20 protein-coding genes, 1 tRNA gene and 1 pseudogene are annotated in these 25,339 nt (G+C 55.4%); 15 read left to right on the top strand and 7 right to left on the bottom strand.

Annotated features, from left to right (window positions below; all coding sequences use genetic code 11):
* Positions 1 to 206, top strand: a pseudogene (gene slmA / locus WFM46_RS16890) (nucleoid occlusion factor SlmA); the annotation flags it as partial.
* Positions 207 to 276: 70 nt separating this feature from the next.
* Here the strand turns inward: slmA and pyrE are convergent.
* Together pyrE and rph are read right to left on the bottom strand one after the other, a co-directional pair.
* On the bottom strand, positions 277 to 918 hold the full coding sequence (pyrE, locus tag WFM46_RS16885; RefSeq protein WP_103177715.1) for an orotate phosphoribosyltransferase: 642 nt from the start codon (positions 916 to 918) through the stop codon (positions 277 to 279).
* Positions 919 to 985: 67 nt separating this feature from the next.
* Positions 986 to 1,702 carry a ribonuclease PH gene (rph, locus tag WFM46_RS16880; RefSeq protein WP_103177714.1) on the bottom strand — a complete coding sequence of 239 codons (717 nt, stop codon included), beginning with the start codon at positions 1,700 to 1,702 and terminating at the stop codon, positions 986 to 988.
* Positions 1,703 to 1,827: 125 nt separating this feature from the next.
* On the opposite strand from rph, the gene WFM46_RS16875 reads away from it, so the two are divergent.
* The 3 genes from WFM46_RS16875 to WFM46_RS16865 all read left to right on the top strand — a co-directional run bounded on the left by WFM46_RS16875 (position 1,828) and on the right by WFM46_RS16865 (position 5,585).
* Positions 1,828 to 2,691, top strand: a complete 864-nt coding sequence (locus tag WFM46_RS16875) for a YicC/YloC family endoribonuclease (protein WP_103177713.1) — start codon at positions 1,828 to 1,830, stop codon at positions 2,689 to 2,691.
* Between the two features lie 173 nt (positions 2,692 to 2,864).
* Positions 2,865 to 4,802 carry an acyltransferase family protein gene (locus WFM46_RS16870; RefSeq protein ID WP_336998076.1) on the top strand — a complete coding sequence of 646 codons (1,938 nt, stop codon included), beginning with the start codon at positions 2,865 to 2,867 and terminating at the stop codon, positions 4,800 to 4,802.
* 165 nt (positions 4,803 to 4,967) lie between these two features.
* Positions 4,968 to 5,585, top strand: coding sequence for a trimeric intracellular cation channel family protein (locus tag WFM46_RS16865; protein ID WP_103177699.1), 618 nt, complete (start codon positions 4,968 to 4,970; stop codon positions 5,583 to 5,585).
* Here the strand turns inward: WFM46_RS16865 and ligB are convergent.
* Positions 5,582 to 7,252, bottom strand: a complete 1,671-nt coding sequence (gene ligB / locus WFM46_RS16860) for an NAD-dependent DNA ligase LigB (RefSeq protein WP_336998075.1) — start codon at positions 7,250 to 7,252, stop codon at positions 5,582 to 5,584. The two genes, WFM46_RS16865 and ligB, sit on opposite strands and share 4 nt — an antisense overlap.
* 250 nt (positions 7,253 to 7,502) lie before the next feature.
* Between ligB and gmk the strand changes: the two genes are divergently transcribed.
* Genes gmk through recG form a run of 5 tightly spaced genes read left to right on the top strand, consistent with a single transcriptional unit; the run spans position 7,503 to position 13,366 of the window.
* The gene (gene gmk, locus WFM46_RS16855; protein ID WP_103177697.1) at positions 7,503 to 8,126 is read left to right on the top strand and encodes a guanylate kinase; all 624 of its coding nucleotides are present in this window, start codon (positions 7,503 to 7,505) and stop codon (positions 8,124 to 8,126) included.
* A gap of 54 nt (positions 8,127 to 8,180) precedes the next feature.
* A complete protein-coding gene (rpoZ, locus tag WFM46_RS16850) occupies positions 8,181 to 8,456 on the top strand; it encodes a DNA-directed RNA polymerase subunit omega (RefSeq protein ID WP_039030179.1) in 276 nt (91 codons plus the stop codon).
* Positions 8,457 to 8,475: 19 nt separating this feature from the next.
* Positions 8,476 to 10,587 (top strand): bifunctional GTP diphosphokinase/guanosine-3',5'-bis pyrophosphate 3'-pyrophosphohydrolase, encoded by a 2,112-nt coding sequence (gene spoT, locus WFM46_RS16845; protein WP_103177696.1) that lies wholly within the window; start codon positions 8,476 to 8,478, stop codon positions 10,585 to 10,587.
* Positions 10,588 to 10,591: 4 nt separating this feature from the next.
* A complete protein-coding gene (trmH, locus tag WFM46_RS16840; protein WP_159340416.1) occupies positions 10,592 to 11,281 on the top strand; it encodes a tRNA (guanosine(18)-2'-O)-methyltransferase TrmH in 690 nt (229 codons plus the stop codon).
* 3 nt (positions 11,282 to 11,284) lie between these two features.
* Positions 11,285 to 13,366: an ATP-dependent DNA helicase RecG gene (gene recG, locus WFM46_RS16835; protein ID WP_103177694.1), complete on the top strand. Its 2,082-nt coding sequence runs from the start codon at positions 11,285 to 11,287 to the stop codon at positions 13,364 to 13,366.
* Here recG and gltS read toward each other — a convergent pair whose 3' ends face one another.
* The gene (gene gltS / locus WFM46_RS16830) at positions 13,367 to 14,569 is read right to left on the bottom strand and encodes a sodium/glutamate symporter (protein WP_156653678.1); all 1,203 of its coding nucleotides are present in this window, start codon (positions 14,567 to 14,569) and stop codon (positions 13,367 to 13,369) included. It abuts the gene before it with no gap.
* Positions 14,570 to 14,794: 225 nt separating this feature from the next.
* Between gltS and WFM46_RS16825 the strand changes: the two genes are divergently transcribed.
* Both WFM46_RS16825 and WFM46_RS16820 read left to right on the top strand, forming a co-directional pair.
* On the top strand, positions 14,795 to 16,186 hold the full coding sequence (locus tag WFM46_RS16825; RefSeq protein ID WP_159340418.1) for a nucleobase:cation symporter-2 family protein: 1,392 nt from the start codon (positions 14,795 to 14,797) through the stop codon (positions 16,184 to 16,186).
* A gap of 119 nt (positions 16,187 to 16,305) precedes the next feature.
* The gene (locus tag WFM46_RS16820; protein ID WP_336998074.1) at positions 16,306 to 18,006 is read left to right on the top strand and encodes an AsmA family protein; all 1,701 of its coding nucleotides are present in this window, start codon (positions 16,306 to 16,308) and stop codon (positions 18,004 to 18,006) included.
* Positions 18,007 to 18,256: 250 nt separating this feature from the next.
* Here the strand turns inward: WFM46_RS16820 and yicI are convergent, their stop codons facing one another.
* Both yicI and WFM46_RS16810 read right to left on the bottom strand, forming a co-directional pair.
* Complete coding sequence (yicI, locus tag WFM46_RS16815; RefSeq protein WP_336998073.1) at positions 18,257 to 20,575, bottom strand: alpha-xylosidase; 2,319 nt, start codon at positions 20,573 to 20,575, stop codon at positions 18,257 to 18,259.
* A gap of 12 nt (positions 20,576 to 20,587) precedes the next feature.
* The gene (locus tag WFM46_RS16810) at positions 20,588 to 21,982 is read right to left on the bottom strand and encodes a glycoside-pentoside-hexuronide family transporter (protein ID WP_336998072.1); all 1,395 of its coding nucleotides are present in this window, start codon (positions 21,980 to 21,982) and stop codon (positions 20,588 to 20,590) included.
* A gap of 282 nt (positions 21,983 to 22,264) precedes the next feature.
* Here WFM46_RS16810 and WFM46_RS16805 point away from each other — a divergent pair.
* From WFM46_RS16805 to WFM46_RS16795, 3 genes are all read left to right on the top strand, one after another.
* Positions 22,265 to 22,359: transfer RNA gene (locus WFM46_RS16805), tRNA-Sec, on the top strand.
* Between the two features lie 159 nt (positions 22,360 to 22,518).
* Positions 22,519 to 23,721, top strand: coding sequence for a pentapeptide repeat-containing protein (locus tag WFM46_RS16800; RefSeq protein WP_156653674.1), 1,203 nt, complete (start codon positions 22,519 to 22,521; stop codon positions 23,719 to 23,721).
* On the top strand, positions 23,718 to 24,410 hold the full coding sequence (locus WFM46_RS16795; RefSeq protein WP_156653673.1) for a nucleotidyltransferase domain-containing protein: 693 nt from the start codon (positions 23,718 to 23,720) through the stop codon (positions 24,408 to 24,410). Before WFM46_RS16800 ends, WFM46_RS16795 begins: the two co-directional genes overlap by 4 nt.
* A 44-nt stretch (positions 24,411 to 24,454) precedes the next feature.
* Here WFM46_RS16795 and WFM46_RS16790 read toward each other — a convergent pair whose 3' ends face one another.
* Positions 24,455 to 24,631 (bottom strand): YlcI/YnfO family protein, encoded by a 177-nt coding sequence (locus tag WFM46_RS16790; RefSeq protein WP_156653672.1) that lies wholly within the window; start codon positions 24,629 to 24,631, stop codon positions 24,455 to 24,457.
* A gap of 128 nt (positions 24,632 to 24,759) precedes the next feature.
* Here WFM46_RS16790 and WFM46_RS16785 point away from each other — a divergent pair, with 128 nt between their 5' ends.
* Positions 24,760 to 25,050 carry a SymE family type I addiction module toxin gene (locus WFM46_RS16785; RefSeq protein WP_336998071.1) on the top strand — a complete coding sequence of 97 codons (291 nt, stop codon included), beginning with the start codon at positions 24,760 to 24,762 and terminating at the stop codon, positions 25,048 to 25,050.
* Positions 25,051 to 25,339: the final 289 nt, after the last annotated feature.

Genomic DNA, 25,339 nt, shown 5'->3' with positions numbered 1-25,339 from the left:
GTATTGAGGCGCAGCTGCGCCAGGTATTACGCGAAAAGAAAATGCGCGAAGGGGAAGGCTTCACCACGGATGAATCACTGCTTGCCGGGCAAGTTCTGGCCTTCTGTGAAGGGATGCTCTCCCGCTTTGTGCGCAGTGAATTCAAATATCGTCCGACGGACGATTTTGATGCCCGCTGGCCGCTCGTGGCCGCGCAGTTGCAGTAACCCTGTATCCGCCTTATCCGGCCTACGGTTTTCGTAGGCCCGGTAAGCGTCGCGCCACCGGGCCATTGACTTATACGCCGTACGCTTCGCGATAGGCGCGCACTGCCGCCAGGCTCTCTGCCATCTCCGGCTTCTCTTCCATCCAGGCAATCAGATCTTTCAGGGTGATGATTGAGGTCACTTTGCAGTTGTAGTCACGCTCCACTTCCTGAATGGCGGAGATATCGCCACGTCCGCGCTCCTGGCGGTCCAGCGAGATCAGCACGCCCGCCAGCGTGGCGTTATTCGCCTGGATAATCTCCATCGATTCACGGATGGCGGTGCCTGCGGTGATCACATCGTCTACCAGCATCACCCGACCTTGCAACGCGCTACCGACCAGGTTACCGCCTTCACCGTGAGTTTTAGCCTCTTTGCGGTTAAAGCAGTACGGCACATCGCGATCGTGATGCTCCGCCAGTGCCACGGCGGTGGTGGTCGCAATCGGAATACCTTTGTACGCCGGGCCAAACAGCAGGTCGAATTCGATCCCCGAATCCACCAGCGCTTCGGCATAGAAGCGGCCTAACAGTGCCAGATCGCGCCCGGTATTAAACAGCCCGGCGTTAAAGAAATAGGGGCTCTTGCGCCCGGATTTCAGCGTAAATTCGCCAAACTTAAGTACCTGCTTGCTAAGCGCAAACTCAATAAACTGGCGCTGATACGGTTTCATGGATTCGCTCCTTTCTCTTTTCTCTCTTACAGGCAAAAAAAAGGCGACTCATCAGTCGCCTTTAAAATCAATTTTCTAACGCCGCCTTCTGCGTCGTTACGATAGATTCGATCCCCTCTCGGGCCAACGCCAGCAGAGAGAGCAGCTCTTCGTGGGTAAACGGCTCACCTTCTGCCGTGCCCTGCACCTCGATGATGCGACCATCTTCGGTCATCACCACGTTCATGTCGGTCTCTGCCGCGGAGTCTTCAACGTACTCCAGATCGCACAGCGCTTCGCCATTGACGATACCTACTGATACCGCCGCCACCATGCCTTTCAGCGGGTTCGCTTTCAGTTTACCGGCCGCAACCAGTTTGTTCAGGGCATCGGCCAGCGCCACACAGGCTCCGGTAATAGAGGCAGTACGGGTGCCGCCGTCCGCCTGGATCACGTCGCAGTCCAGGGTGATGGTGAACTCGCCCAGGGTTTTCAGATCAACAGCGGCGCGCAGCGCACGCGCGATCAGACGCTGGATCTCCATGGTGCGACCGCCCTGCTTGCCCTTCGCCGCTTCGCGGGCGTTACGGGTGTGGGTGGAGCGTGGCAGCATGCCATATTCGGCAGTGATCCAGCCCTGTCCCTGGCCTTTCAGAAAGCGCGGTACGCCCTCTTCAATGGAGGCGGTGCACAGGACTTTGGTGTCACCAAATTCAACAAGCACGGAACCTTCAGCGTGTTTTGTATAGTTACGGGTCAGGGTGACGGGGCGCACCTGGTTGGCGCTACGACCTGATGGACGCATGATGATATCTCCGGCTTGAAACGAATGTGGCTGCGCATTATACGGATTAAACGCGCTTATTCCTATCCTGAGAAAGCCCCGAAAGCTATAATCCCCCCATCTCTCCTCTGAAAACGGAAAAGTCTATGATCCGCAGTATGACCGCCTACGCCCGCCGTGAAATCAAGGGTAGCTGGGGCAGCGCTACCTGGGAAATGCGCTCGGTAAACCAACGCTATCTTGAAACCTATTTCCGTATGCCAGAACAGTTCCGCAGCCTTGAGCCTGTCGTGCGTGAGCGTATCCGCGCTCGCCTGACCCGCGGAAAGATTGAATGCAACCTGCGTTTTGAGCCTGATGCGAGCGCGCAAGGTGAGCTGATCCTGAACGAGAAACTGGCTAAACAGCTGGTGAACGCCGCTAACTGGGTCAAAATGCAGAGCGACGAAGGCGAAATTAACCCGGTGGATATTTTGCGCTGGCCTGGCGTGATGGCGGCCGGCGAACAGGATCTGGACGCCATTACCGCTGAGATCCTTACCGCGCTGGACAGCACGCTGGACGATTTCATTTTAGCCCGTGAAACCGAAGGTCAGGCGTTGAAAGCGCTGATCGAGCAACGCCTGGAAGGCGTTAGCGGTGAAGTGGCGAAAGTCCGCGCCCATATGCCGGAGATTCTGCAGTGGCAGCGTGAGCGTCTGGTCGCCAAACTGGAAGATGCCGAAGTCCAGCTGGAAAACAACCGTCTCGAACAGGAACTGGTGCTGATGGCCCAGCGTATCGATGTGGCGGAAGAGCTGGATCGTCTGGAAGCGCACGTCAAAGAGACCTACAACATCCTGAAGAAGAAAGAGGCCGTGGGCCGTCGTCTCGACTTTATGATGCAGGAATTCAACCGCGAGTCGAACACGCTGGCGTCCAAGTCTATCAACGCCGAAGTCACTAACTCTGCGATTGAACTGAAGGTGCTTATTGAGCAGATGCGCGAACAGATTCAGAATATCGAATAAACATTAGCGCGCGTTTTTCGCTATTAATGGTCCCGCTAAGGGACCATTGTCAATTAATGACTTTAAGTATGTCCTGAATCCCACCTGCGCATCAGAATATAAGAACTCCTTTTCTATTTTTGTTAGAATGCACGCCGCACTCAATATTCTTATCTTTCCTCTCAGGAAACATAATGGCAAACATCAACTTATCCTTAGAGGAAGCCTCCAGCCTCTCAGTTGACCGCGATTTCCGGCAGGACATTAACCTGCTGCGCGGAATAGCCATTCTTTCTGTAGTGTTTTATCACTTTACTGCCACCCTGCTGCCCGGCGGTTTCGCTGGCGTGGATGTGTTTTTCGTTATCTCCGGCTTCTTGATGACCAAAATCATCGCCACAGGTCTTGAGCGAAATAGCTTCAACCTTATTCAGTTTTATGCCGCGCGCTGTAAAAGAATAATTCCCGCGCTGCTGGCGATGTGTCTGATTGTCGCCGCGACGACCTTTTTCTGGTTGCCAACAAATGAATATCAAAAACTTGGAAACTATATTGGCTATGCCGCCTTATTTATTTCCAATCTGAAACTTAACAAAGAGTCCGGGGACTATTTTGCTCCCGACTCCCATGAGAACTGGTTTTTACATACCTGGTCATTGTCCGTCGAATGGCAATTTTACCTGGTGTTACCCTTCATTATGATGGGGCTCTATCCCCTCAGAAAAAAACTGAACACCGGCTTATGCCTGGCCATACTCACCGTTGCGTCGTTTATCGTGAGTGTCACCCACACGCCCAACGCTGCGGCCACCAGCTTCTACCTGATGCCTTATCGCGCCTGGGAGATGTTGTGCGGTGGAGTGGTGTGGTATGCCTCGCAGCGCTTTGTGATGCCGTTGATGCTTCGCCCGGTTGCGGCAATCGCGGGTTACGCGCTGATCCTGCTGTCACTCTTTTTCATCACCCCTGAGCATGCCTGGCCAGGCCCGCTGACCTTACTGCCCATCGCGGGCGCGATGCTGGTGATCTACAGCGACTACCAGCCGCTGGTGAGCCTGTTCGACCGTAATTTTCGCTGGGCGGGGCTGAGCTCGTACTCCGTCTATTTATGGCACTGGCCTGTGGCGGTGGTTCTGCTCTACAGCGGAAAGCAGCACAACGGGCTGTGGGTCATGAGCGCGATTGCGCTCTCCTTCGCCATCGGCTGGCTGTCGTGGGTGCTGATTGAGCAACCCGGCAAAAATTACCTTAGCCAGCGTTCAAGCCGCGCTTTCTGGTTGATCCTCTTTGCCTGCGTAGGTGTCGCCTGGCTGTTCAGCTATCTGGTGAAAAACCAGATCGTGGTCAGCCAGCCCGACCCGCTCGTCAATAAAATCGCGCTGGAAGCCACCAACAAAAACTACGAAGCCAATCCTAAAACGCACCTGAGCGCCTATGGCACAGGGAAGCCCGTCGCCATCATCATTGGCGACAGCCATGCGGAAGCCACCGCAACCGCGCTGGCAGAAGCGGCGCAAGGTAGGGGCTCTGTTATCGGGATCACCTACTCTGGCTGTCCGACGCTGGCAAGGGGCGAACTGGGGGCGCGCAATCGATGCGGGGAATTTAACCGCTCTCTCCCTTCAAGGCTGAAGGATTACGCGCCGGACGTACCGGTGGTGATTGTGAACCGCCTGACGCACTATGCCGAAAAGCAGCTTGTCACCTTCGGGGCCGGGCAGCAAAACAAGCAGGACTACCTGCGTCAGTACTCTGATGCCATCGTTGATATGGCATGCTCGCTCAACAGTACGCGTCCTGTTTATCTGGTGAATCCGATCCCCGAGATGGCGCAAAACGTTCCCCGCACGTTATCTCATCGCCTGATGACCGGCAAAACTACGCACGACTTATCCATACCCGTCGCGACTTACGCCAAACAAAACGCTGTTATTTTGCAGGCGCAGGCGCGGGCGGCAAAACAGTGTGGCGTTCAGGTGCTCGATCCCACCGCCTGGCTCTGTACGGCGGGCCGCTGCATGGGCAGTAAGAATTTACAACCATGGTATTTCGACGATAACCACCTCAGCGAAACCGGGAATAAGATGCTGGTGCCGATGTTCCGGCAGATTTTTAGCCCCCAGCAGCGCTAAAGGCTAAATTAATCTAATGTGATATCTATGCTAAAAATAGGGAATAGCCCTCTTTAAGCCAAAGTGGCATTAGATAATCTAAGGCATATTTGCTCGCACAAGAAAATCTAAATCGTGAGCCAGAGCACAAAACGTTACCCTGACGCTCTTATTTCTGGGGGTAACATGCTGCTGCATATCCTGTATCTGATCGGTATCACCGCTGAAGCCATGACCGGCGCCCTCGCCGCCGGACGTCGTCGTATGGACACCTTCGGCGTCATTATTATTGCCACTGCCACGGCGCTGGGTGGCGGCTCCGTCCGGGATATCCTGCTGGGCCACTATCCGCTCGGCTGGGTCCAACATCCTGAGTATGTGATTATTGTGGCCGTCGCCGCCGTGTTGACCACCATTGCCGCCCCGGTTATGCCCCATCTGCGCCGTCTGTTTCTGGTGCTGGATGCCCTCGGCCTGATCGTATTCTCCATTATTGGCGCCCAGGTCGCGCTGGATATGGGCCAGGGCCCGGTGATCGCCACTATCGCGGCGGTGATCACCGGCGTCTTTGGCGGCGTGCTGCGCGATATGTTCTGTAAACGCATCCCGCTGGTCTTTCAGAAAGAACTCTACGCTGGCGTCTCTTTCGCCTCCGCCGTGCTCTATGTCGCTTTGCAGCATTACGTGAGCAATCAGGATGTGGTGATCATCTCCACGCTCTTATTTGGCTTTACCGCCCGCATGCTGGCACTGCGACTGAAACTGGGATTACCCGTTTTTTATTACACCCACGATAGCCACTAAAAGCCCTGTACGCCCTGTTCACCCAGCCAGGAAGCCAGGGCGTTAACGGTGGGATGATGAACAAAATCCACCAGCCTGTGCGCCTTTTCCGGGCCGATGCCCGGCACCTGATGCCAGCGTAACGCATCTCTCTCCAGTAACTGCTGCCACTGCCGATCGCTAAGCGCGCGCAGGGCCCTTCGCGGCAGGGGAACGCCAAGCGCATCCAGCCAGCGGGTAAAAGGCTGACGGCGAACCAGATTGAATTGATGCCAGAGCCGCAGACCCCGATCTGTCGTTATGCCGGGTGTGTGTTGCAACTGCTCCTGAGTGAGCGCCAGCCAGGAAAAGAGATGTTCAAAGTGGTGCGCCTGATGCAGCGTCTGCCAGCCAGCCTCACCCAGCCCGGCGATATTTAACACCGACGACGAACTCAGCCACTTCAGCCGGGCCATAAACTGCCCGTGGCACTCCGGCGCGGCATAAAAACAGGTGAGCGGGGTAAAACGCCTTTCTGGCGGCACGGGTTTGCGGCGATCGCTCCCCCGCCAGACGACGTTATCCACGCGCGGGATCCCCTGCCCGGCCAGACTAATTTGGATCTGATCCCCCGGCGCAATATCCAGCGCCTGCCAGCGTCCCACTGACCCGAGGTTTACGCGCTGCACCTGCTTATCATCAAGCTGTACGGGCTCCAGGATGGCAACCACCGCGATCCTGCCGGTACGCCCCACGGTGAAATTGATGGCCCGAACTTCGGCAACCCGGGCGACCGGCGCATATTTCCACGCCACGACCCAACTGCCCTCGCCGGGAAGCCAGCGGTGACCCGGAGGCTCCTGCGCCGAGCGGATGATGACCCCATCGGTCACAAACGGCAGGGGCGATGTAAACCAGCGTTCGCGTATTTTTTCTGCTGACTCCAGCGAACTGACTTTATGCGTCCATAACCCGGTAAGGGTGAACCCTGCCTGGGTTAATGCCTGTAGCCGTTCAGGCATCGAGGCGGGGCCGTCCGGCCATGCCCAGATGAAAATACCGATCTTATCCAGCCCTGCGCCGGTATCGTGTCGCATCATCGTCCCGGCGACTTTTGCCCGCGCATTCATCCCACCCATCTGCTTCTGGATATGGTTATCGCGCAGTAAAAAGAGCTCCCCCTGCAACACGCTATTGGCAAGCGGGCCTTTTACCTGCCCGGGAACCGAGGCGATGCGTTTTACTTTCTCCGTCCAGTCTTCGCCTTTCAGTCCGTCGCCACGGCTGGTGGCCTGCACCAGTTGACCCTGGCGGTAGACCAGCGTGACCGCCACACCATCCACTTTTGGCTGGATCCAGAGATCGCGACGCGACTGCATCCACTGGCGGAGCGCTGTTTTATCGGCTATCTTCGCGACCCCAGTGTGGCCGACCGGGTGCCTGACCGCCCCCCCAGCAGCCACCGGTACGTCTGCCGCCTGTTCGTCGCCAAAGCAGTGCCGCCACTGTTTAAGCCTTGCCGCCAGCTGGTCATAGACTTCGTCGTTGACGTCGCTGGTGCCCTGTTGCCAGTACGCCTTATCCCAGCGTGCTATTTGCGCGCTGAGCCTGGCTATCTCCTGCTCTGCCTGGGTAGGCGACCAGACCGGGCATATCGCCTGACCGGCACTGCTCCAGATTGCTAACAGCACGCTAAAATATCGCCACATCGTCACTCCTCCCTGTTTTGCAGGGGGTATAACGCGAAGCACAGCCGCAGGCGAGAGGCAAAAAACGACTTTACGAGGCAACCTCAGAATTAAATCTTTGTTGCTGCAAACGCCCCATAAAACCGGAAAAAGGTACGCAAAAATCAACCGGAATGCGGAAAAAGTGTGACAAAGGCTACGTCACGAAGCGGCGACGTGTATAATAAGCCCGTATGTAGGACTTCAACGCTATCAACATACAAAGACTCTCATGGCTCAAGGCACGCTTTATATTGTTTCTGCCCCAAGTGGCGCGGGTAAATCCAGCCTGATTCAGGCGCTGTTAAAAACCCAACCGTTGTACGATACGCAGGTTTCTGTTTCTCACACCACGCGCGCGCCGCGTCCGGGTGAAGTACACGGTGAACACTATTTTTTTGTCGATCACGATGAATTCAGAACGATGATTGGCAGAGATGCGTTTCTTGAACACGCTGAGGTCTTCGGTAACTATTACGGCACCTCGCGTGAAACCATCGAGCAAGTGCTGTCGACCGGCGTAAACGTATTCCTGGATATCGACTGGCAGGGCGCGCAGCAGATTCGCCAGAAAATGCCCGATTCACGCAGCATTTTTATTTTGCCGCCATCGAAAGATGAGCTGGATCGCCGTCTCCGTGGCCGCGGCCAGGATAGCGAAGAGGTTATCGCAAAACGTATGGCCCAGGCAGTTGCGGAAATGAGCCATTACGCCGAATATGATTACCTGATTGTGAATGATGATTTTGACGCCGCCCTGAGCGATCTCAAAACTATCCTTCGCGCCGAACGTCTGCGTATGAGCCGCCAGAAGCAGCGACATGACGCATTAATCACCAAACTGTTGGCAGACTGAACCCACATTCAGTATCATGCCCAGTCATTTCTTCATCTGTGGAGCATTTTAAGTATGGCACGCGTAACTGTTCAGGACGCTGTAGAGAAAATTGGTAACCGTTTTGACCTGGTGCTGGTCGCCGCGCGTCGCGCTCGTCAGATGCAGTCAGGCGGTAAAGATCCACTGGTACCGGAAGAAAACGATAAAACTACCGTTATCGCACTGCGCGAAATCGAAGAAGGCCTGATCAACAGCCAGATCCTCGATGTTCGTGAGCGCCAGGAGCAGCAAGAGCAGGAAGCCGCAGAACTGCAGGCCGTTACCGCCATTGCTGAAGGTCGTCGTTAATTAAACCTGCGGGTCGCCCTTGTATCTGTTTGAAAGCCTGAATCAACTGATTCAAACCTACCTGCCGGTAGATCAGATTAAACGTCTCCAGCAGGCGTATCTCGTTGCACGTGACGCTCACGAGGGTCAGACACGTTCAAGCGGTGAACCCTATATCACGCACCCGGTAGCGGTGGCCTGTATTCTGGCCGAGATGAAACTCGACTATGAAACGCTGATGGCCGCCCTGCTGCATGACGTGATCGAAGACACCCCTGCCACCTACCAGGATATGGAACAGCTGTTTGGCAAAAGCGTTGCCGAACTGGTGGAAGGGGTCTCTAAGCTTGATAAGCTGAATTTCCGCGACAAGAAAGAGGCGCAGGCCGAAAACTTTCGCAAGATGATCATGGCGATGGTGCAGGATATCCGCGTCATTCTGATCAAACTCGCCGACCGTACCCACAATATGCGCACGCTGGGCTCGCTTCGCCCGGACAAACGTCGCCGTATTGCCCGTGAAACCCTCGAAATCTACAGCCCGCTGGCGCACCGTTTAGGTATTCATCACATTAAAACCGAGCTGGAAGAGCTGGGTTTTGAAGCGTTGTACCCGAACCGCTTCCGTGTGATCAAAGAGGTGGTGAAAGCCGCGCGTGGCAACCGTAAGGAGATGATTCAGAAGATCCTCTCGGAAATCGAAGGGCGTTTGCAGGAAGCCGGTATTCCCTGTCGCGTCAGCGGTCGCGAAAAGCATTTGTACTCTATCTACTGCAAAATGGTGCTTAAAGAGCAGCGTTTTCACTCGATCATGGATATCTACGCCTTCCGCGTGATCGTTCATGACGCCGACACCTGTTATCGCGTGCTCGGTCAGATGCACAGCCTGTACAAGCCGCGTCCGGGCCGAATGAAAGACTATATCGCCATTCCAAAAGCGAACGGATATCAGTCTCTGCACACCTCGATGATTGGCCCGCACGGCGTGCCGGTTGAGGTGCAAATTCGTACCGAAGATATGGATCAGATGGCGGAGATGGGTGTTGCCGCGCACTGGGCCTATAAAGAGCACGGCGAAACCAGCACTACCGCGCAAATCCGCGCCCAGCGCTGGATGCAGAGCCTGCTGGAGCTGCAACAGAGCGCCGGTAGCTCGTTTGAATTCATCGAGAGCGTTAAATCCGATCTCTTCCCGGATGAGATTTACGTTTTCACACCAGAAGGGCGCATTGTCGAGCTGCCTGCTGGTGCCACGCCGGTCGACTTCGCCTACGCCGTGCATACCGATATCGGTCATGCCTGCGTGGGGGCACGCGTCGACAGGCAGCCGTATCCGCTGTCACAGCCGTTGACCAGTGGCCAGACGGTGGAAATCATTACTGCCCCAGGTGCGCGTCCGAACGCGGCGTGGCTCAACTTCGTCGTGAGCTCGAAAGCGCGCGCCAAGATCCGTCAGCTGCTGAAGAACCTCAAACGCGATGACTCCGTCAGCCTGGGTCGTCGTCTGCTCAACCATGCGTTGGGGGGTAGCCGCAAGCTGGCTGAGATCCCGAAAGAGAGCATTCAGCACGAGCTGGAGCGTATGAAGCTCGCCTCGCTTGATGACCTGCTGGCAGAGATCGGTCTTGGCAACGCGATGAGCGTGGTGGTGGCGAAGAACCTGCAGCAGGGTGAAACCTCTGTGCCGCAGCCGTCATCAACCAGCCACGGTCATCTGCCGATCAAGGGCGCCGACGGCGTACTGATCACCTTTGCCAAGTGCTGCCGCCCTATCCCTGGCGATCCAATTATTGCTCACGTCAGCCCGGGTAAAGGTCTGGTTATCCATCACGAATCCTGTCGTAACATCCGCGGCTATCAGAAAGAGCCAGAGAAGTTTATGGCGGTCGAGTGGGATAAAGAGACCGAGCAGGAATTTATCACCGAGATCAAGGTAGATATGTTCAACCACCAGGGCGCGCTGGCGAACCTGACCGCGGCGATCAATACCGCCTCTTCGAATATTCATAGCCTGAATACCGAAGAGAAGGATGGCCGGGTCTACAGCGCCTTTATTCGTCTGACCGCGCGGGACCGTGTGCATCTGGCGAATATCATGCGTAAAATCCGCGTGATGGCTGACGTCATTAAAGTCACCCGTAACCGAAACTAGTTTTATGAATTCAACGCGTTATGCCCGGATCTGCGAAATGCTTGCCAGGCGTCAGCCCGATCTGACGGTGTGCATGGAGCAGGTGCATAAACCTCATAACGTTGCTGCTATCGTCCGTACCGCTGATGCCGTCGGCGTGCATGAAGTGCACGCCGTCTGGAAGGGGACGCGGATGCGTCCTATGGCCTCGGCTGCCGCAGGCAGCAACAGCTGGGTACAGGTCAAAGCCCACGACACTATTGGCGAAGCCATTTCGCATCTGAAAGGGCGCGGCATGCAGATTCTGGCGACCCACCTTTCCGACAAAGCCGTCGATTTCCGTGAAATTGATTACACCCGCCCGACCTGCATTCTGATGGGTCAGGAGAAGACGGGGATCACCCAGGAAGCCTTAGATCTGGCGGATCAGGACATCATCATTCCGATGATCGGCATGGTGCAGTCGCTGAACGTCTCCGTGGCCTCCGCCCTCATTCTGTATGAAGCCCAGCGTCAGCGGCAAAATGCCGGGATGTACAAACGCGAGAACAGTATGCTGCCGGACGACGAGCAGCAGCGCCTGCTGTTTGAAGGCGGTTATCCGGTGCTGGCCAGAGTGGCGAAGCAGAAAAAATTACCGTACCCCCACGTGAATCTGCAGGGCGAGATTGAAGCCGATGCGACGTGGTGGGCGACGATGCAGGCGGCGAAGTAAATTATGCAGGGCCGTCTGCTGGATGCTGTGCCGCTCAATTCCCTGACGGGTGTTGGCGCAGCCCAGAGCAGCAAACTGGCGAAAATTGGCCTGCATACCGTGCAGGATCTCCTCCTGCACCTCCCCCTGCGTTACGAAGACCGCACTCAGCTTTACCAGATTGGTGAACTTCTGCCTGGCATTTACGCCACCGTTGAAGGCGAAGTCCTGAACTGCAACATCACCTTCGGCGGTCGCCGGATGATGACCTGCCAGATCAGCGACGGCTCCGGCATCCTGACGATGCGCTTTTTTAACTTCAATGCGGCAATGAAAAACAGCCTCGCCACTGGACGACGGGTGCTGGCCTATGGCGAAGCCAAACGCGGGAAATATGGCGCGGAGATGATCCACCCGGAGTACCGCGTGCAGGGCGATCTCAGCACGCCGGAGATGCAGGAGACGCTGACGCCGGTCTACCCGACCACCGAAGGCGTTAAGCAGGCGACGCTGCGCAAGCTGACCGATCAGGCGCTGGAGCTGCTGGACACCTGCGCCATTGCCGAACTTCTGCCGCCGGAGCTGGCGCAGGGGATGATGAGCCTGCCGGATGCGTTGCGTACTCTCCATCGCCCGCCGCCCTCACTGCTGTTGAGCGATTTAGAGAGCGGGCAACACCCGGCGCAGCGACGTCTGATTCTTGAAGAGTTACTGGCGCACAACCTGAGCATGCTGGCGCTGCGCGCCGGGGCACAGCGTTTTCACGCCCTGCCGCTCCCGGCCCGTAATGAATTAAAAGAGAGGCTTCTGGCCTCGCTGCCGTTTAAACCCACCGGGGCGCAGGCCCGCGTCACCGCCGAGATCGAGCATGATATGGCGCTGGACGTGCCGATGATGCGCCTGGTGCAGGGCGACGTAGGCTCGGGCAAAACGCTGGTGGCCGCCCTGGCCGCGTTACGCGCCATTGCCCACGGTAGACAGGTCGCCCTGATGGCGCCTACCGAACTACTGGCCGAGCAGCACGCCAACAATTTCCGCGCCTGGTTTGCGCCGCTGGGCGTGGAGGTGGGCTGGCTTGCCGGTAAGCAAAAAGGCAAAGCGCGACAGGCGCAGCAGGAAGCCATTGCCAGCGGTCAGGTGCAGATGATTGTCGGCACCCATGCCATCTTCCAGGAGCAGGTGCAGTTCCACGGTCTGGCACTGGTGATCATTGATGAGCAGCACCGTTTTGGTGTGCATCAGCGTCTGGCGCTGTGGGAGAAAGGTCTCCAGCAGGGTTATCATCCGCACCAGCTGATCATGACCGCCACGCCCATCCCCCGCACCCTGGCGATGACCGCCTATGCCGATCTCGACACCTCCGTTATCGACGAGCTGCCCCCGGGCCGCACGCCGGTAACCACCGTCGCCATCCCGGATACACGCCGCAGCGACATCATCGATCGCGTGCGCAACGCCTGCCTGCAGGAAGGGCGTCAGGCCTACTGGGTCTGTACCCTGATTGAAGAGTCCGATCTGCTGGAAGCGCAGGCGGCAGAAGCCACCTGGGAAGAGTTAAAGCTGGCCCTGCCGGAGCTGAACGTCGGGCTGGTGCATGGCCGGATGAAACCTGCGGAAAAACAGGCGGTGATGCAGGCCTTCAAGCAGGGCGAACTGCATCTGCTGATTGCCACCACGGTGATTGAAGTGGGGGTGGATGTGCCTAACGCCAGCCTGATGATCATCGAAAACCCGGAACGTCTGGGTCTGGCGCAGCTGCACCAGCTGCGTGGCCGCGTCGGACGTGGCGCGGTGGCCTCGCACTGCGTATTGCTCTATAAAGCCCCACTGTCGAAAACGGCGCAAAAACGTTTGCAGGTGTTACGCGACAGCAATGACGGCTTTGTGATTGCGCAACAGGATCTGGAGATCCGTGGGCCGGGAGAGTTGCTCGGCACCCGTCAGACCGGTAACGCCGAGTTTAAAGTGGCAGATTTGATGCGCGATCAGGGCATGATCCCCGAAGTTCAGCGTCTGGCACGCCATATTCATGAACGCTACCCCGAACAGGCGGCAGCGTTAATCGATCGCTGGATGCCAGAGACCGGGCGTTACTCGAACGCCTGATCAGCCGAATATGGGCAGCATCAGATAGAGCTTAATCACGATCGCGTTGACGATATCAATAAAGAACGCCCCCACCATCGGCACCACCAGAAACGCCATATGCGACGGACCGAAACGCTCGGTAATGGCCTGCATGTTGGCGATCGCCGTCGGCGTTGCCCCCAGACCAAAGCCGCAATGGCCGGCCGCCAGCACCGCCGCATCGTAGTTTTTACCCATCATCCGCCAGGTAACGAACATGGCGTACAGCGCCATAAACAGGGCCTGCACGATCAGGATCGCCAGCATTGGCAGCGCAAGCGAGGCCAGCTCCCACAGCTTCAGGCTCATCAGCGCCATCGCCAGGAACAGCGACAGGCAGACGTTGCCCAACACCGACACCGCCCGCTCAAAGACGCGATAAAAGCCCATCAGGGCCAGGCCGTTGCTGAGGATTACCCCCACAAACAACACGCAGACAAAGACCGGCAGCTCCAGCACGGTGCCAGCCAGCAATTGCGCAATCACCTTGCCCACCGTCAGGCAGATGGCGATCAGGGCGATGGTTTCAATCAGCACCAGGGAGGTGATCATGCGTCCAACGTCCGGCTTTTCAAATGCCGATGGCGTCAACTCATCGTCCGGGCAGCCATTCGGGTTGGTGGAGCGCTTCACCAGAAAGCGCGCGACCGGTCCGCCGATCAGGCCACCCAACACCAGCCCGAAGGTGGCGCAGGCCATTGCCACTTCGGTGGCATTCTGGAAGCCATAGCGTTCAACAAACAGCTTGCTCCAGGCCGCGCCGGTACCGTGACCGCCCGACAGGGTAATCGAACCGGCCAGCAGGCCCATCAGTGGGTCCAGCCCCAGCAGCGACGCCATGCCGATGCCGATGGCGTTCTGCATCACCAGCAGACCGACCACCACAATTAAGAACACCCCAAGCACCTTCCCGCCTGCCCGCAAGCTGGAGAGGTTGGCGTTCAGGCCGATAGTGGCGAAAAAGGCCAGCATCAGCGGGTCTTTTAAGGTCATATCAAAGTTGATTTCCCAGCCCATGCTTTTTTTCAGCACCAGCAGCGCGATGGCGGCCAGCAATCCGCCCGCAACGGGCTCCGGGATGGTGTATTTTCTGAGGAAGGGAACGCTGTGAACCAGTTTACGGCCAAGCAGTAAAACGAGAGTTGCCGCAACGAGGGTCGACAACGTATCGAGATGAATCATAGTGGGCTCCTTTTAAGGCACGTGCTCCATCAACATGCGCGTTTTCCTGTAACGTTTGCGTGTTATTAGCGCAATCGGGAGCAGGAGTGTAATGAACTTTGCCGCATCAGGACAGAAAAAGCCGTCCTGGACGGGTGAATTTATCAACGTTTTTTGTTAGCAATCGTTTGCTTTTCTCATCCACTCGGCTAAAATGCCCGCTTTTCCTCCAGGGGTTTGCAGCAGATGTCCGTTAACGCCATTGAACAGCAGGATGCGCAACCGATTGCGCAGACGCAAAACAGTGAACTGATTTACCGTCTTGAAGACCGTCCGCCGCTGGCGCAGACCTTGTTTGCCGCCTGTCAGCATCTGCTGGCGATGTTTGTGGCCGTTATTACCCCAGCCCTGCTGATCTGCCAGGCTCTCGGTTTACCGGCGCAGGACACCCAGCACATCATCAGCATGTCACTGTTTGCCTCGGGCGTGGCCTCCATTATTCAGATTAAAGCCTGGGGGCCGGTGGGTTCCGGTCTGCTGTCGATTCAGGGCACCAGCTTTAACTTTGTTGCCCCGCTGATCATGGGCGGTACGGCGCTGAAAACCGGCGGCGCGGATGTACCTACCATGATGGCGGCGCTGTTCGGCACCCTGATGCTGGCAAGCTGCACCGAGATGGTGATCTCCCGCGTTCTGCACCTGGCGCGCCGCATTATTACCCCGCTGGTCTCCGGCGTAGTGGTGATGATTATCGGCCTGTCGCTGATTCAGGTGGGTCTGACCTCCATCGGCGGCGGCTACGCGGCGATGAACGACCACACCTTCGGCGCCCCGAAAAACCTGCTGCTGGCGGGCATTGTGCTGGCGATCATTATTCTGCTTAACCGTCAGCGTAACCCGTACCTGCGCGTCGCCTCGCTGGTGATCGCCATGGCGGCAGGCTACCTGGCCGCATGGGCGATGGGCATGCTGCCGCAGTCTGTTGCGCCGACCGACAGCCCGCTGATCATGGTGCCGACGCCGCTCTACTACGGCCTGGGCATTGACTGGAGCCTGTTGCTGCCGCTGATGCTGGTGTTTATGATCACCTCGCTGGAAACCATCGGCGACATTACCGCGACCTCTGACGTCTCTGAGCAGCCGGTCTCTGGCCCGCTGTATATGAAGCGCCTGAAAGGCGGCGTCCTGGCCAACGGTCTGAACTCGTTTGTCTCCGCCGTGTTCAACACCTTCCCGAACTCCTGCTTCGGCCAGAACAACGGCGTGATCCAGCTGACCGGCGTTGCCAGCCGCTACGTGGGCTTTGTCGTGGCGCTGATGCTGGTTTTACTGGGCCTGTTCCCGGCGGTGAGCGGCTTTGTGCAGCACATTCCTGAGCCGGTCCTGGGCGGCGCAACGCTGGTGATGTTTGGCACCATCGCGGCATCGGGGGTGCGTATCGTCTCCCGCGAGCCGCTGAACCGCCGCGCTATCATGATCATCGCCCTGTCGCTGGCGGTGGGTCTGGGTGTTTCTCAGCAGCCGCTGATCCTGCAGTTTGCCCCGGACTGGGTGAAGAACCTGCTCTCTTCCGGCATCGCCGCCGGTGGGATCACCGCTATCGTCCTGAACCTGATTTTCCCGCCAGAAAAGAACTGATCTCCCTTTACGGCAGCAGGCAACTGCTGCCGTGACACGTAATTACACCATTCCCGCCTTGAGCATTGCGCATAAATCGTGCATAACTCCTTTATGTTCGTTTTACGTGATGGAAGACCATGAAATTTATTGGAAAGCTTCTCGTCGGTATTCTGGCCGTTCTGCTTATTGCGATCCTCGCGCTCTATATCCTTGTACAAACCCGCTGGGGAGCGGCGCAGGTCAGCAGCTGGATCACGGTAAACACCGATTACGAACTCAATTTCGACCTGATGGATCACCGTTTTTCGTCGCCCACGCACCTGGTGCTGAAAAACGTCACCTTCGGGCGCGACGGCCAACCCGCGACGCTGGTCGCCAAAATGGTGGATATCGGCGTGAGCAGCCGCCAGCTCACCGACCCGCTGCACATGGACACCATCACCCTGTTTGACGGCACGCTTAACCTCTCGCCCCAGACCGCTCCGCTCCCCTTCCAGGCCGATCGCCTGCTGCTGAACAACATGGCGTTTAACAGCCCGAATACCGAATGGGATCTCAGCGCCCAGAAGGTGACCGGCGGCGTGCGCCCCTGGGACCCTGAAGCGGGCAACGTGCTGGGTAAAAAAGCGCAGATCCAGATCAGCGCCGGGTCGCTGACGCTGAACGGCGTACCGGCCAGCAACGTGCTGATTGAAGGCGAACTGAACGGTAAAGAGGTGGTGCTGACCACCATCGGCGCAGACATGGCCCGGGGCTCGCTCACCGGCACCGCGCGTCGCGACGCCAACGGCGGCTGGAAGGTGGACAACATGCGCCTGAATGAGATCCGCCTGCAGAGTGATAAATCCCTTGCCGACTTCTTCGCCCCCATCACCACACTGCCGTCGTTGCAGATTGGCCGCCTGGATGTGACCGACGCCCGCCTGCAGGGGCCGGACTGGGCAGTCACCGATCTCGATTTAAACCTGCGCAACCTGACCCTGAGCCAGGGCGACTGGCAGAGTGAGGATGGCCGCCTGTCGATGAACGCCAGTGAGTTTATCTACGGTTCACTGCATCTGTTCGACCCGATCCTCAACGCCGAATTCTCCCCGCAGGGGATCGCCCTGCGCCAGTTCACCTCACGCTGGGAAGGCGGAATGGTGCGCACCTCCGGCAACTGGTTGCGCAGCGGTAAAGCCCTGGTGCTGGATGATGTCGCCGTCGCCGGGCTGGAATACACCCTGCCGGAAAACTGGAAAACGCAGTGGATGACGACCCTGCCGGAATGGCTGCACAGCGTTACGCTGCGCAAATTTGGCCTGAGCCGCAACCTGGTGATCGATGTCGACGCCGCCTTCCCGTGGCAGATCACCGCTCTCGATGGTTATGGTACCAACCTGCAACTGGCGAAAGATCGCGAGTGGGGGGTCTGGTCAGGCACTGCCACCCTGAACGGTGCGGCCGCCACCTTTAATCGCGTGGACGTGCGCCGTCCGTCGCTGTCGCTTACCGCCAACGCCTCGACGATTGCCATCAATGAACTGAGCGCCTTTACCGAGAAAGGGATCCTGGAAGCGAAGGCCAGCGTATCGCAGACCCCGGTGCGCCAGACTACCGTTAATCTGACCGGGCGCGGCGTACCGTTGAACATTATCCAGCAGTGGGGATGGCCAGCGCTGCCAGTGTCCGGCGACGGCAATCTTCAGCTCACCGCCAGCGGCAACGTGCAGAAAGATTCCCCGTTAAAACCGACGGTTAACGGCAAGCTGAATGCGGTAAATATGGATAAGCAACAGGTGACCCAGACGATGACGGGTGGAGCGGTGAATACGGTGGCACCACCACCCGCACCATAATGTGGGCCCGGTAAGCGCAGCGCCACCGGGCATCAGACCGCACTGCATTGCCGGGTGACGGCTTCGCCTTACCCGGCCTACAAAACCCACAGCCTGCACGACCCGTAGGCCCGGTAAGCGCAGCGCCACCGGGCATCAGACCGCACTGCATTGCCGGGTGGCGGCTTCGCCTTACCCGGCCTACAAAACCCACAGCATACACGATCCGTAGGCCCGGCAAGCAACGCGCCGCCGGGCTTTTCCAGACGACTCAGAGGTGAACCACCACCTCATCCCCTTCGGCTTTCACCACCACGCCCCACTCGCTGCTGATGTTGGATGCGCCTTTCACGCCGCTAATCTGCGGCATATTGCGCAGGCAGACCGTCCAGTTCCGCGCCTCGCCGCTCCCTTTTAACGTTATGGTATCGCCGCTGCGCGTCGCGGTCAGGGTAAAGGCCACATCACCGTTCGCCGCAGGGACTTCGCTTACCGCCTTGGCGCCATCGGCCAGGTTAAACAGCTGGAAGGCGGTGCCTTCGTTCCAGGCGTAGTCCGGTTTCTGGTCGTTGTTACCCAGCGCCAGCAGGGTGTTATCACGCACGTAGACCGGCAGGCTCTGGAAATCGTGCTGCTGTTTGTGCCAGCGGCTGCCCTGCAATTCGTCGTTATGCCACAGGTGCGTCCAGCGCCCTTCCGGCAGGTAAAACTGCACGTCGCCCGCCTCGCTGAATACAGGCGCCACCATCACCGCATCCCCCAGCATATACTGGCGGTCGAGGTAGTCGCAGGCCGGATCGTCCGGGAACTCGAGCATCATCGCCCGCAGCATTGGCGTGCCGAACTCGCGGGCCAGCGCCGCCTGGCGATAGAGGTACGGCATCATCCGGCATTTCAGCTGGGTAAAGTGGCGCACCACATCACAGGACTCGTCATCATACGCCCACGGCACCCGGTAGGATTTGCTACCATGCAGGCGGCTGTGGCTGGAGAGCAGCCCGAACGCGCACCAGCGTTTGTAGACGTGCGCCGGGGCGGTGTTTTCGAATCCGCCGATATCGTGGCTCCAGAACCCAAATCCGGAGAGCCCAATCGACAGCCCGCCGCGCAGGCTTTCGGCCATCGATTCATAGTTGGCGTAGCAGTCGCCGCCCCAGTGAACCGGGAACTGTTGCGCCCCCACCGAGGCCGAGCGAGCGAACAGCACCGCCTCTTCCTCGCCCACCGTCTCTTTCAGCACGTTCCACACCAGTTCGTTGTAGATGTAGGCGTAATGGTTGTGCATTTTCTGCGGATCGGAACCGTCAAACCACTGCACGTCGGTCGGAATGCGCTCGCCAAAGTCGGTTTTAAAGCAGTCGACGCCAATATCCACCAGGCCTTTCAGCTTGTCGGCGTACCAGGCACAAGCCTCCGGATTGGTGAAGTCGTAGATCGCCAGCCCCGGCTGCCATTTATCCCACTGCCACAGGGAGCCATCCGGACGTTTCAGCAGATAGCCCTTCTCTTTCAGCTCCTTAAATACGGGTGATTTCTGCCCGATGTAGGGGTTGATCCACACGCAGACCTTGAGCCCTTTCTCCTTCAGGCGGCGGATCATCCCTTCCGGGTCCGGGAAGGTGACCGGGTCCCACTCAAAGTCGCACCACTGGAAGGCCTTCATCCAGAAGCAGTCGAAGTGGAAGACGTGCAGGGGCAGGTCGCGCTCCGCCATGCCGTCGATAAAGCTGTTCACCGTCGCTTCGTCGTAGTTGGTGGTGAACGAGGTGGTGAGCCACAGGCCGAACGACCATGCTGGCGGCAGCGCAGGACGCCCGGTGAACTGCGTATAGCGGTTCAGCACCTCTTTCGGCGTCGGGCCGTCGATGACGAAGTACTCCAGATATTCACCCTCGACGCTAAACTGCACTTTCGACACCTTCTCGGAGCCGATTTCAAAGGAGACGTTTTCCGGGTGGTTCACCAGCACGCCGTAGCCGCGGTTTGTGAGGTAGAACGGGATATTTTTGTACGACTGCTCGGTGCTGGTGCCGCCGTCGCGGTTCCAGGTTTCGACCGTCTGGCCGTTGCGCACCAGGGCGGTAAAGCGCTCGCCCAGGCCGTAGACGGTTTCACCCACGCCCAGATCCAGACGCTCAAACATGTAGTTGCGATCGGTATTGCCGTCCTGCACGTAACCGTTATTTTTCAACTGGCTGCCGGTGATGCGTTGCCCGTCGCGGAAGAAATCCAGCGACCAGAACTCGCCTTTGGTGACGCGCACGCTGATGTTGCCGCTTTTCAGCTCAGCAAACTCCGCGTTGTTTTCAATCTGCACGTTAACGTCTTTCAGGACGTTGAGCGGATAGTGTGGACCGTTATTCAGCGCGCCCTGGAAGTGCTCGATGCGCACCCCGACAATGCCCTCCTGCGGCGAGAACAGGCGCACGGTGAACATCAGGGTATCCAGCTGCCAGGTGCGCTCGCGCACGTCGCGCGGGGCCACATAGACCACCAGGTCGTTGCCCTGCTGCTCCACATCGAATACCTGAACCGGATAGGTCACGTTCAGACCCGGTTGAATTAGCCAGTTTCCATCACTGATTTTCATGCTTTCGTCCTCTTAGTTCTGCAATTCTTTGCTGACCGGCAGGATGTTAAATTCCTGCTCGTTACGTCGCGCGCCCTGCGCCAGATCGTTCATGATTTTGACCAGGAATGGCGTCTTCAGGCTGTAGTAGCGTTTGGCGATCACCGCGCTCAGCAGGTAGCAAGCGGCGGGTACCAGGGTAAACAGGGCGATGATAATGCTGATGGTGGCGCTGTTCTGGGTTTTGGCTGCGGCATCGTAGCCGCCGCCAGCCAGCATCCAGCCGATTAACGCCCCGCCCAGCGCCAGACCCAGCTTGAGCACGAACAGCGTGCCCGCAAAGCTGATGCCGGTGAGGCGTTTGCCGTTGGTCCACTCGCCGTAATCGACGGTGTCGGACATCATCACCCACTGGATCGGCGTCACCAGCTGGTGCAGGACACCAATCACGAAGATAAAGCCGAACATGGTGATGCTGGCCTGCATTGGCACGAAGAACATCGCCACGCTCGCCACCGCCAGCAGGGCATTGGTCCACCAGAAGACGCTGACCTTGCACTTCCAGTCGGTAAGCGGTTTCGCCAGCGCCGAGCCAATGAGGTTGCCGACGCAGTAGGTGGTAAGGAAGGCGACAAACAGCTCCGGCGAGCCCATGAGCCAGGTGACGTAATACATCATCGCCCCGCCGCGCACGCAGACCGCCAGAATATTGAGGATGGTAAGCAGCCCGACGATGCGCCACTGGTCGTTCTTCCAGATGTCGCGCAGATCTTCGCGCATGGAGGTGGTGCTCGGCGGCACCTGGATGCGCTCTTTGGTGGTGAAGAAGCAGAACGCCAGCATCAGGAACGCTACCACCGACAGCACCGCGATACCGCCCTGGAAGCCGAGTGCCTTATTCTCGCCGCCAATCATATTCACCAGCGGCATCATCAGTACCGTGGAGAGCATGCCGCCCGCCGTCGCCAGCACGAAGCGCCAGGACTGGAGGGAGATACGCTGCGTCGGGTCATTGGTGATCACCCCACCCAGGGCGCAGTACGGGATGTTGACCACGGTATAGAGCACGGTCAGCAGGGTGTAAGTGACAGCGGCGTAGATCATTTTACCGTTCAGGCTGAGGTCCGGCGTGGTGTAGGCCAGCACGCAGACCAGACCAAACGGGATCGCCCCGAACAGTATCCACGGGCGGAACTTACCCCAACGGCTGCGGGTGCGGTCGGCTATCAGCCCCATACAGGGGTCGGAGACAGCATCCAGCGCACGCGCCAGCAGGAACATGGTGCCGACGAACCCGGCGGGGATGCCGAAGATATCGGTATAGAAAAACATCATGTAGAGCATAACGTTGTCGAAAATGATGTGACTTGCGGCGTCACCCATGCCGTAACCAATTTTCTCTTTGACGGATAAGACTTCGCTTTTCATTGTTTTTCCTTCACGCGTAGGGCGCTGAGACCGGTTACATTTTTTGTAAACCATTCACCCACGGGCAGGTATTGCGTTTTCTGGTTACTTTTTTACGTTTCTTGTTTTTTGTGATCGCGGTAAAAGTGCGTGGGCGGAAAATGTAAGCTGAGGATTTTCTTAGGGATTACGCTAGAGGGGTTAACACAGGTCAAAAAAGGGGTGAAATAAGTGAGGGAAAAGATGGGGTAAACGATTGAAAGTAGCTATAATGCGCCCGCCTCCATGTAGCAATCGAGGCGCGGAAGATCGTCATCTCCGGTGAGGTGGCTGGACTTCAAATCCAGTTGGGGCCGCCAGCGGTCCTGGGCAGGTTCGACTCCTGTGATCTTCCGCCAAAATTGTAATGCCCCCATCTCACTGGACGCATACCTCTTTCAGTCAAAACCACACATAATCTTTATAGAAAGCTCTATTTTTTTCTTTCTAAATGTAGTACTCATCTATAAAATAATTTAATGCTTTTATTTTCCCCATAATGATTATAGATAATTAAAATGAATAACGCGCAGCCAATCCCTATTGATAAAAAAGATTCTGAAGAAATTATAAATGCACCAATAGCCGATGATCATAGGAAAAGATGTTATTGGGACGTTATATATGATAAAAATATTAACCTCGATAAATTTAAAAAAATGCATTTAGATGCTGTTAATGAAATGCGCAATAATGGAGATCATCTAAAGCATTATGTTATACACATTTCTTCTCCTGAGAGCGCACAAAATCAAGCTATACCAAATACTAAAAGATTAATTATAGAAGATGCTGTTTTTGATGTGTGTGATTTTTTAGGAGATAACACCAATCAGAAAATAACTTTCAAAAACTGCGAGTTTAGAAAGGTATACTTTGGCCATTCTGTATTTAATGATGTCAACTTTGAAAATTGCACTTTTAAGAAGACTTCATTCGCTTTGGCTAAATTTAGCCGTTGTTCATTCAATGAAAAATGTAAGTTTAAGAAAGTTTCTATATCTGGTGGGAAAACCGTTTTCGAAGATACCACTATACTTTCTTCTACTTTTATTCAAAATGCATATATATACGCAACACAAAAATACTGTGACAAAAGAAACCTAAACATTTACGATCAAGAATATCGCATGTATTCCTCTCTTGTAAAACTAAGTAGGAATATTATTACATCAGTCACCAACATAGGGGACGATGATATTTACTATGATGCAATTAAAACACTATTCAAACTAAGAATAAAAGAAAAAGAGTCGAAGATAAAGCTAGATTCCGAACAAATCGGAACTGCCATGAAAACTAAAAAAAAGCTAACGAAGAAAGCTAAAGGTTACTTTAAACTTTCATGGAACAAATTACATTGCATTTTATTCCCCATTGAAAAAATTATTCTCAGCTCATTTGGTTTTATTAATGGCTGGGGGAACAGCTTTATAAGATGTATAGGTTTTGGTTTCTTAATTTTAGTTTCATATACAATCTTATACACTTATCAATCGTGGGATGCACAAGTTAATCTTAGAGGATTTTTTATCTTACTATTTGAAAGTTATATGAAAAGTTTAGATGTAACTCTTTTAGTGGGTTACACAAAATACTCAACACCTAGCGATAGCCTGTTATCTCAATTTTTGGTACAATCTAATATGCTATTAGGTTTAGCTTGGTATGGCGTAAGCCTCCCAACATTAATTAATAAAATAAGCATGGCCAGAATATGATCGAAATAGAAAATCAAAATGCGTTGAAGTGCCTTATTCTCTTTGGAAGCCATGCCCGAGGAGATATTGACATACATTCAGATTTTGATCTTTTGGGTATTAATGACTCTAAAGATTACACTGTCAAAGATGTCGGGAAAGTAAATTTCTCCTTGTATTCAACATCTGAATCATTGAAGTTAGCAAGTGAAGGTAATTTGTTTTTCCTTCATATCATAAAAGAAGGGAAATGCTTGTTCAACGACGCTTTTTTTTCTCAACTTAAAGAATCTTTTATTTATAAAGAATCTTATTTAGAGGATGCAGTTGTCGCTTATTTTCTAGCGGAGAAAATCCTTGGGCATAAGGATATCATAACTAATTGGGTAATTGCTAATAAAAGAATATCATGGTGTGTAAGAACCATATTAATCGCATTATCAGCCAATGAAAAGAACCCTATTTTTTCAAAGTATGAATTAGCGAATGTTGCGTTCAAAAGAAATTATTCGCCTAAAGAATCCATTTCTCTTATTGACGCAAAATCAAGATATAAAAAGGACGATAAAATATTGCTTATGCTTCAAGATTTTTTGATTGAACATCAAGAACTAAAAGGGCAAATATCGAAAGGGATTTTGTATTCTAAAGGAATAGTATCTTCAACACTATTTTCAATAATTAACACATCGCCTGTTTTTTACCATTAAATACAGCTATTAATATCATCATTTTTTAAATGTCTATGATGATATTATTTTTTGTCGAAAAATTCGGCATCTAATCTTTTCGTACAAGCCTCTTTAACCCACTTACTAAAATTCCCTTTCCCCGCAGCTTTCTCAATCTGTTCCAAAAGCTCGTCCTCGAACCGGATGTTCTTCATCGTGCTTTTCTTGCGGTCAAAATTTGGCTTCTTTTTCTCTTGCATGGTAGGTACCATTTCGGTTAGTTTATCACCACGTGGTACCTACCACATGGATTCAGATTTCAAGCAACGCCCGGTAGTGTTCGAGCACTAAAGGGCGTCTAACCTCACCAACTATCAAGGAGTTGATTATGGCTGATTCGCATTCTACCCCAGAAGCTACCGCAACCGGAACTGAGCGTACATTAATTGTGGGATATCGCCCGCAAGGTCGCGATCGCAGTACGCCAAACCTGATCCTTTCCGGTAAATGGCTGCGCGCGGCGGGGTTTGATACCGGGGATAAAGTCACGGTAAAAGTCATGGATGGCTGCATCGTGGTGATGGCGCCCAACCCCCATGAGAAAAAGCTGTTGGAAGAGTTAAAGCAGGCGCAGCAGAAGCTGAAAGGCATTGAAGGAGCGCTGGCTCTGGCGTCGTGATCAGAGAGCAAACCTACAGCAATGAACAAATCATCAGAAAGTAAATAGCTTACAGTGGCTCCCTGGTCCGGCTGAAAATCGCTGAGGCGTTGACCGCAGGCCGGGGCGAGGCGCATGGATGCGCCGAGAGGGCGTGACCTACAGGGATGTAGGATCGCGCCCGACCCGAAAGCCGTAGGGAATAAGCTGAAGACAAAATTGCCGGGAGCAATTTTGGACAGCGCTTGCGCTGGCCCCGAAGGGGTGAGCCCCAGGGATGGGGCGAACAATCCGCGAAGCGGCGATTTTC

This window comes from Leclercia sp. M50 (genome assembly GCF_037150775.1).
Classification (GTDB): Bacteria; Pseudomonadota; Gammaproteobacteria; order Enterobacterales; family Enterobacteriaceae; genus Enterobacter.
The sequence above is the reverse complement of the archived record's forward strand: the minus strand, read 5'-3'. Positions and strand labels throughout refer to the sequence as shown.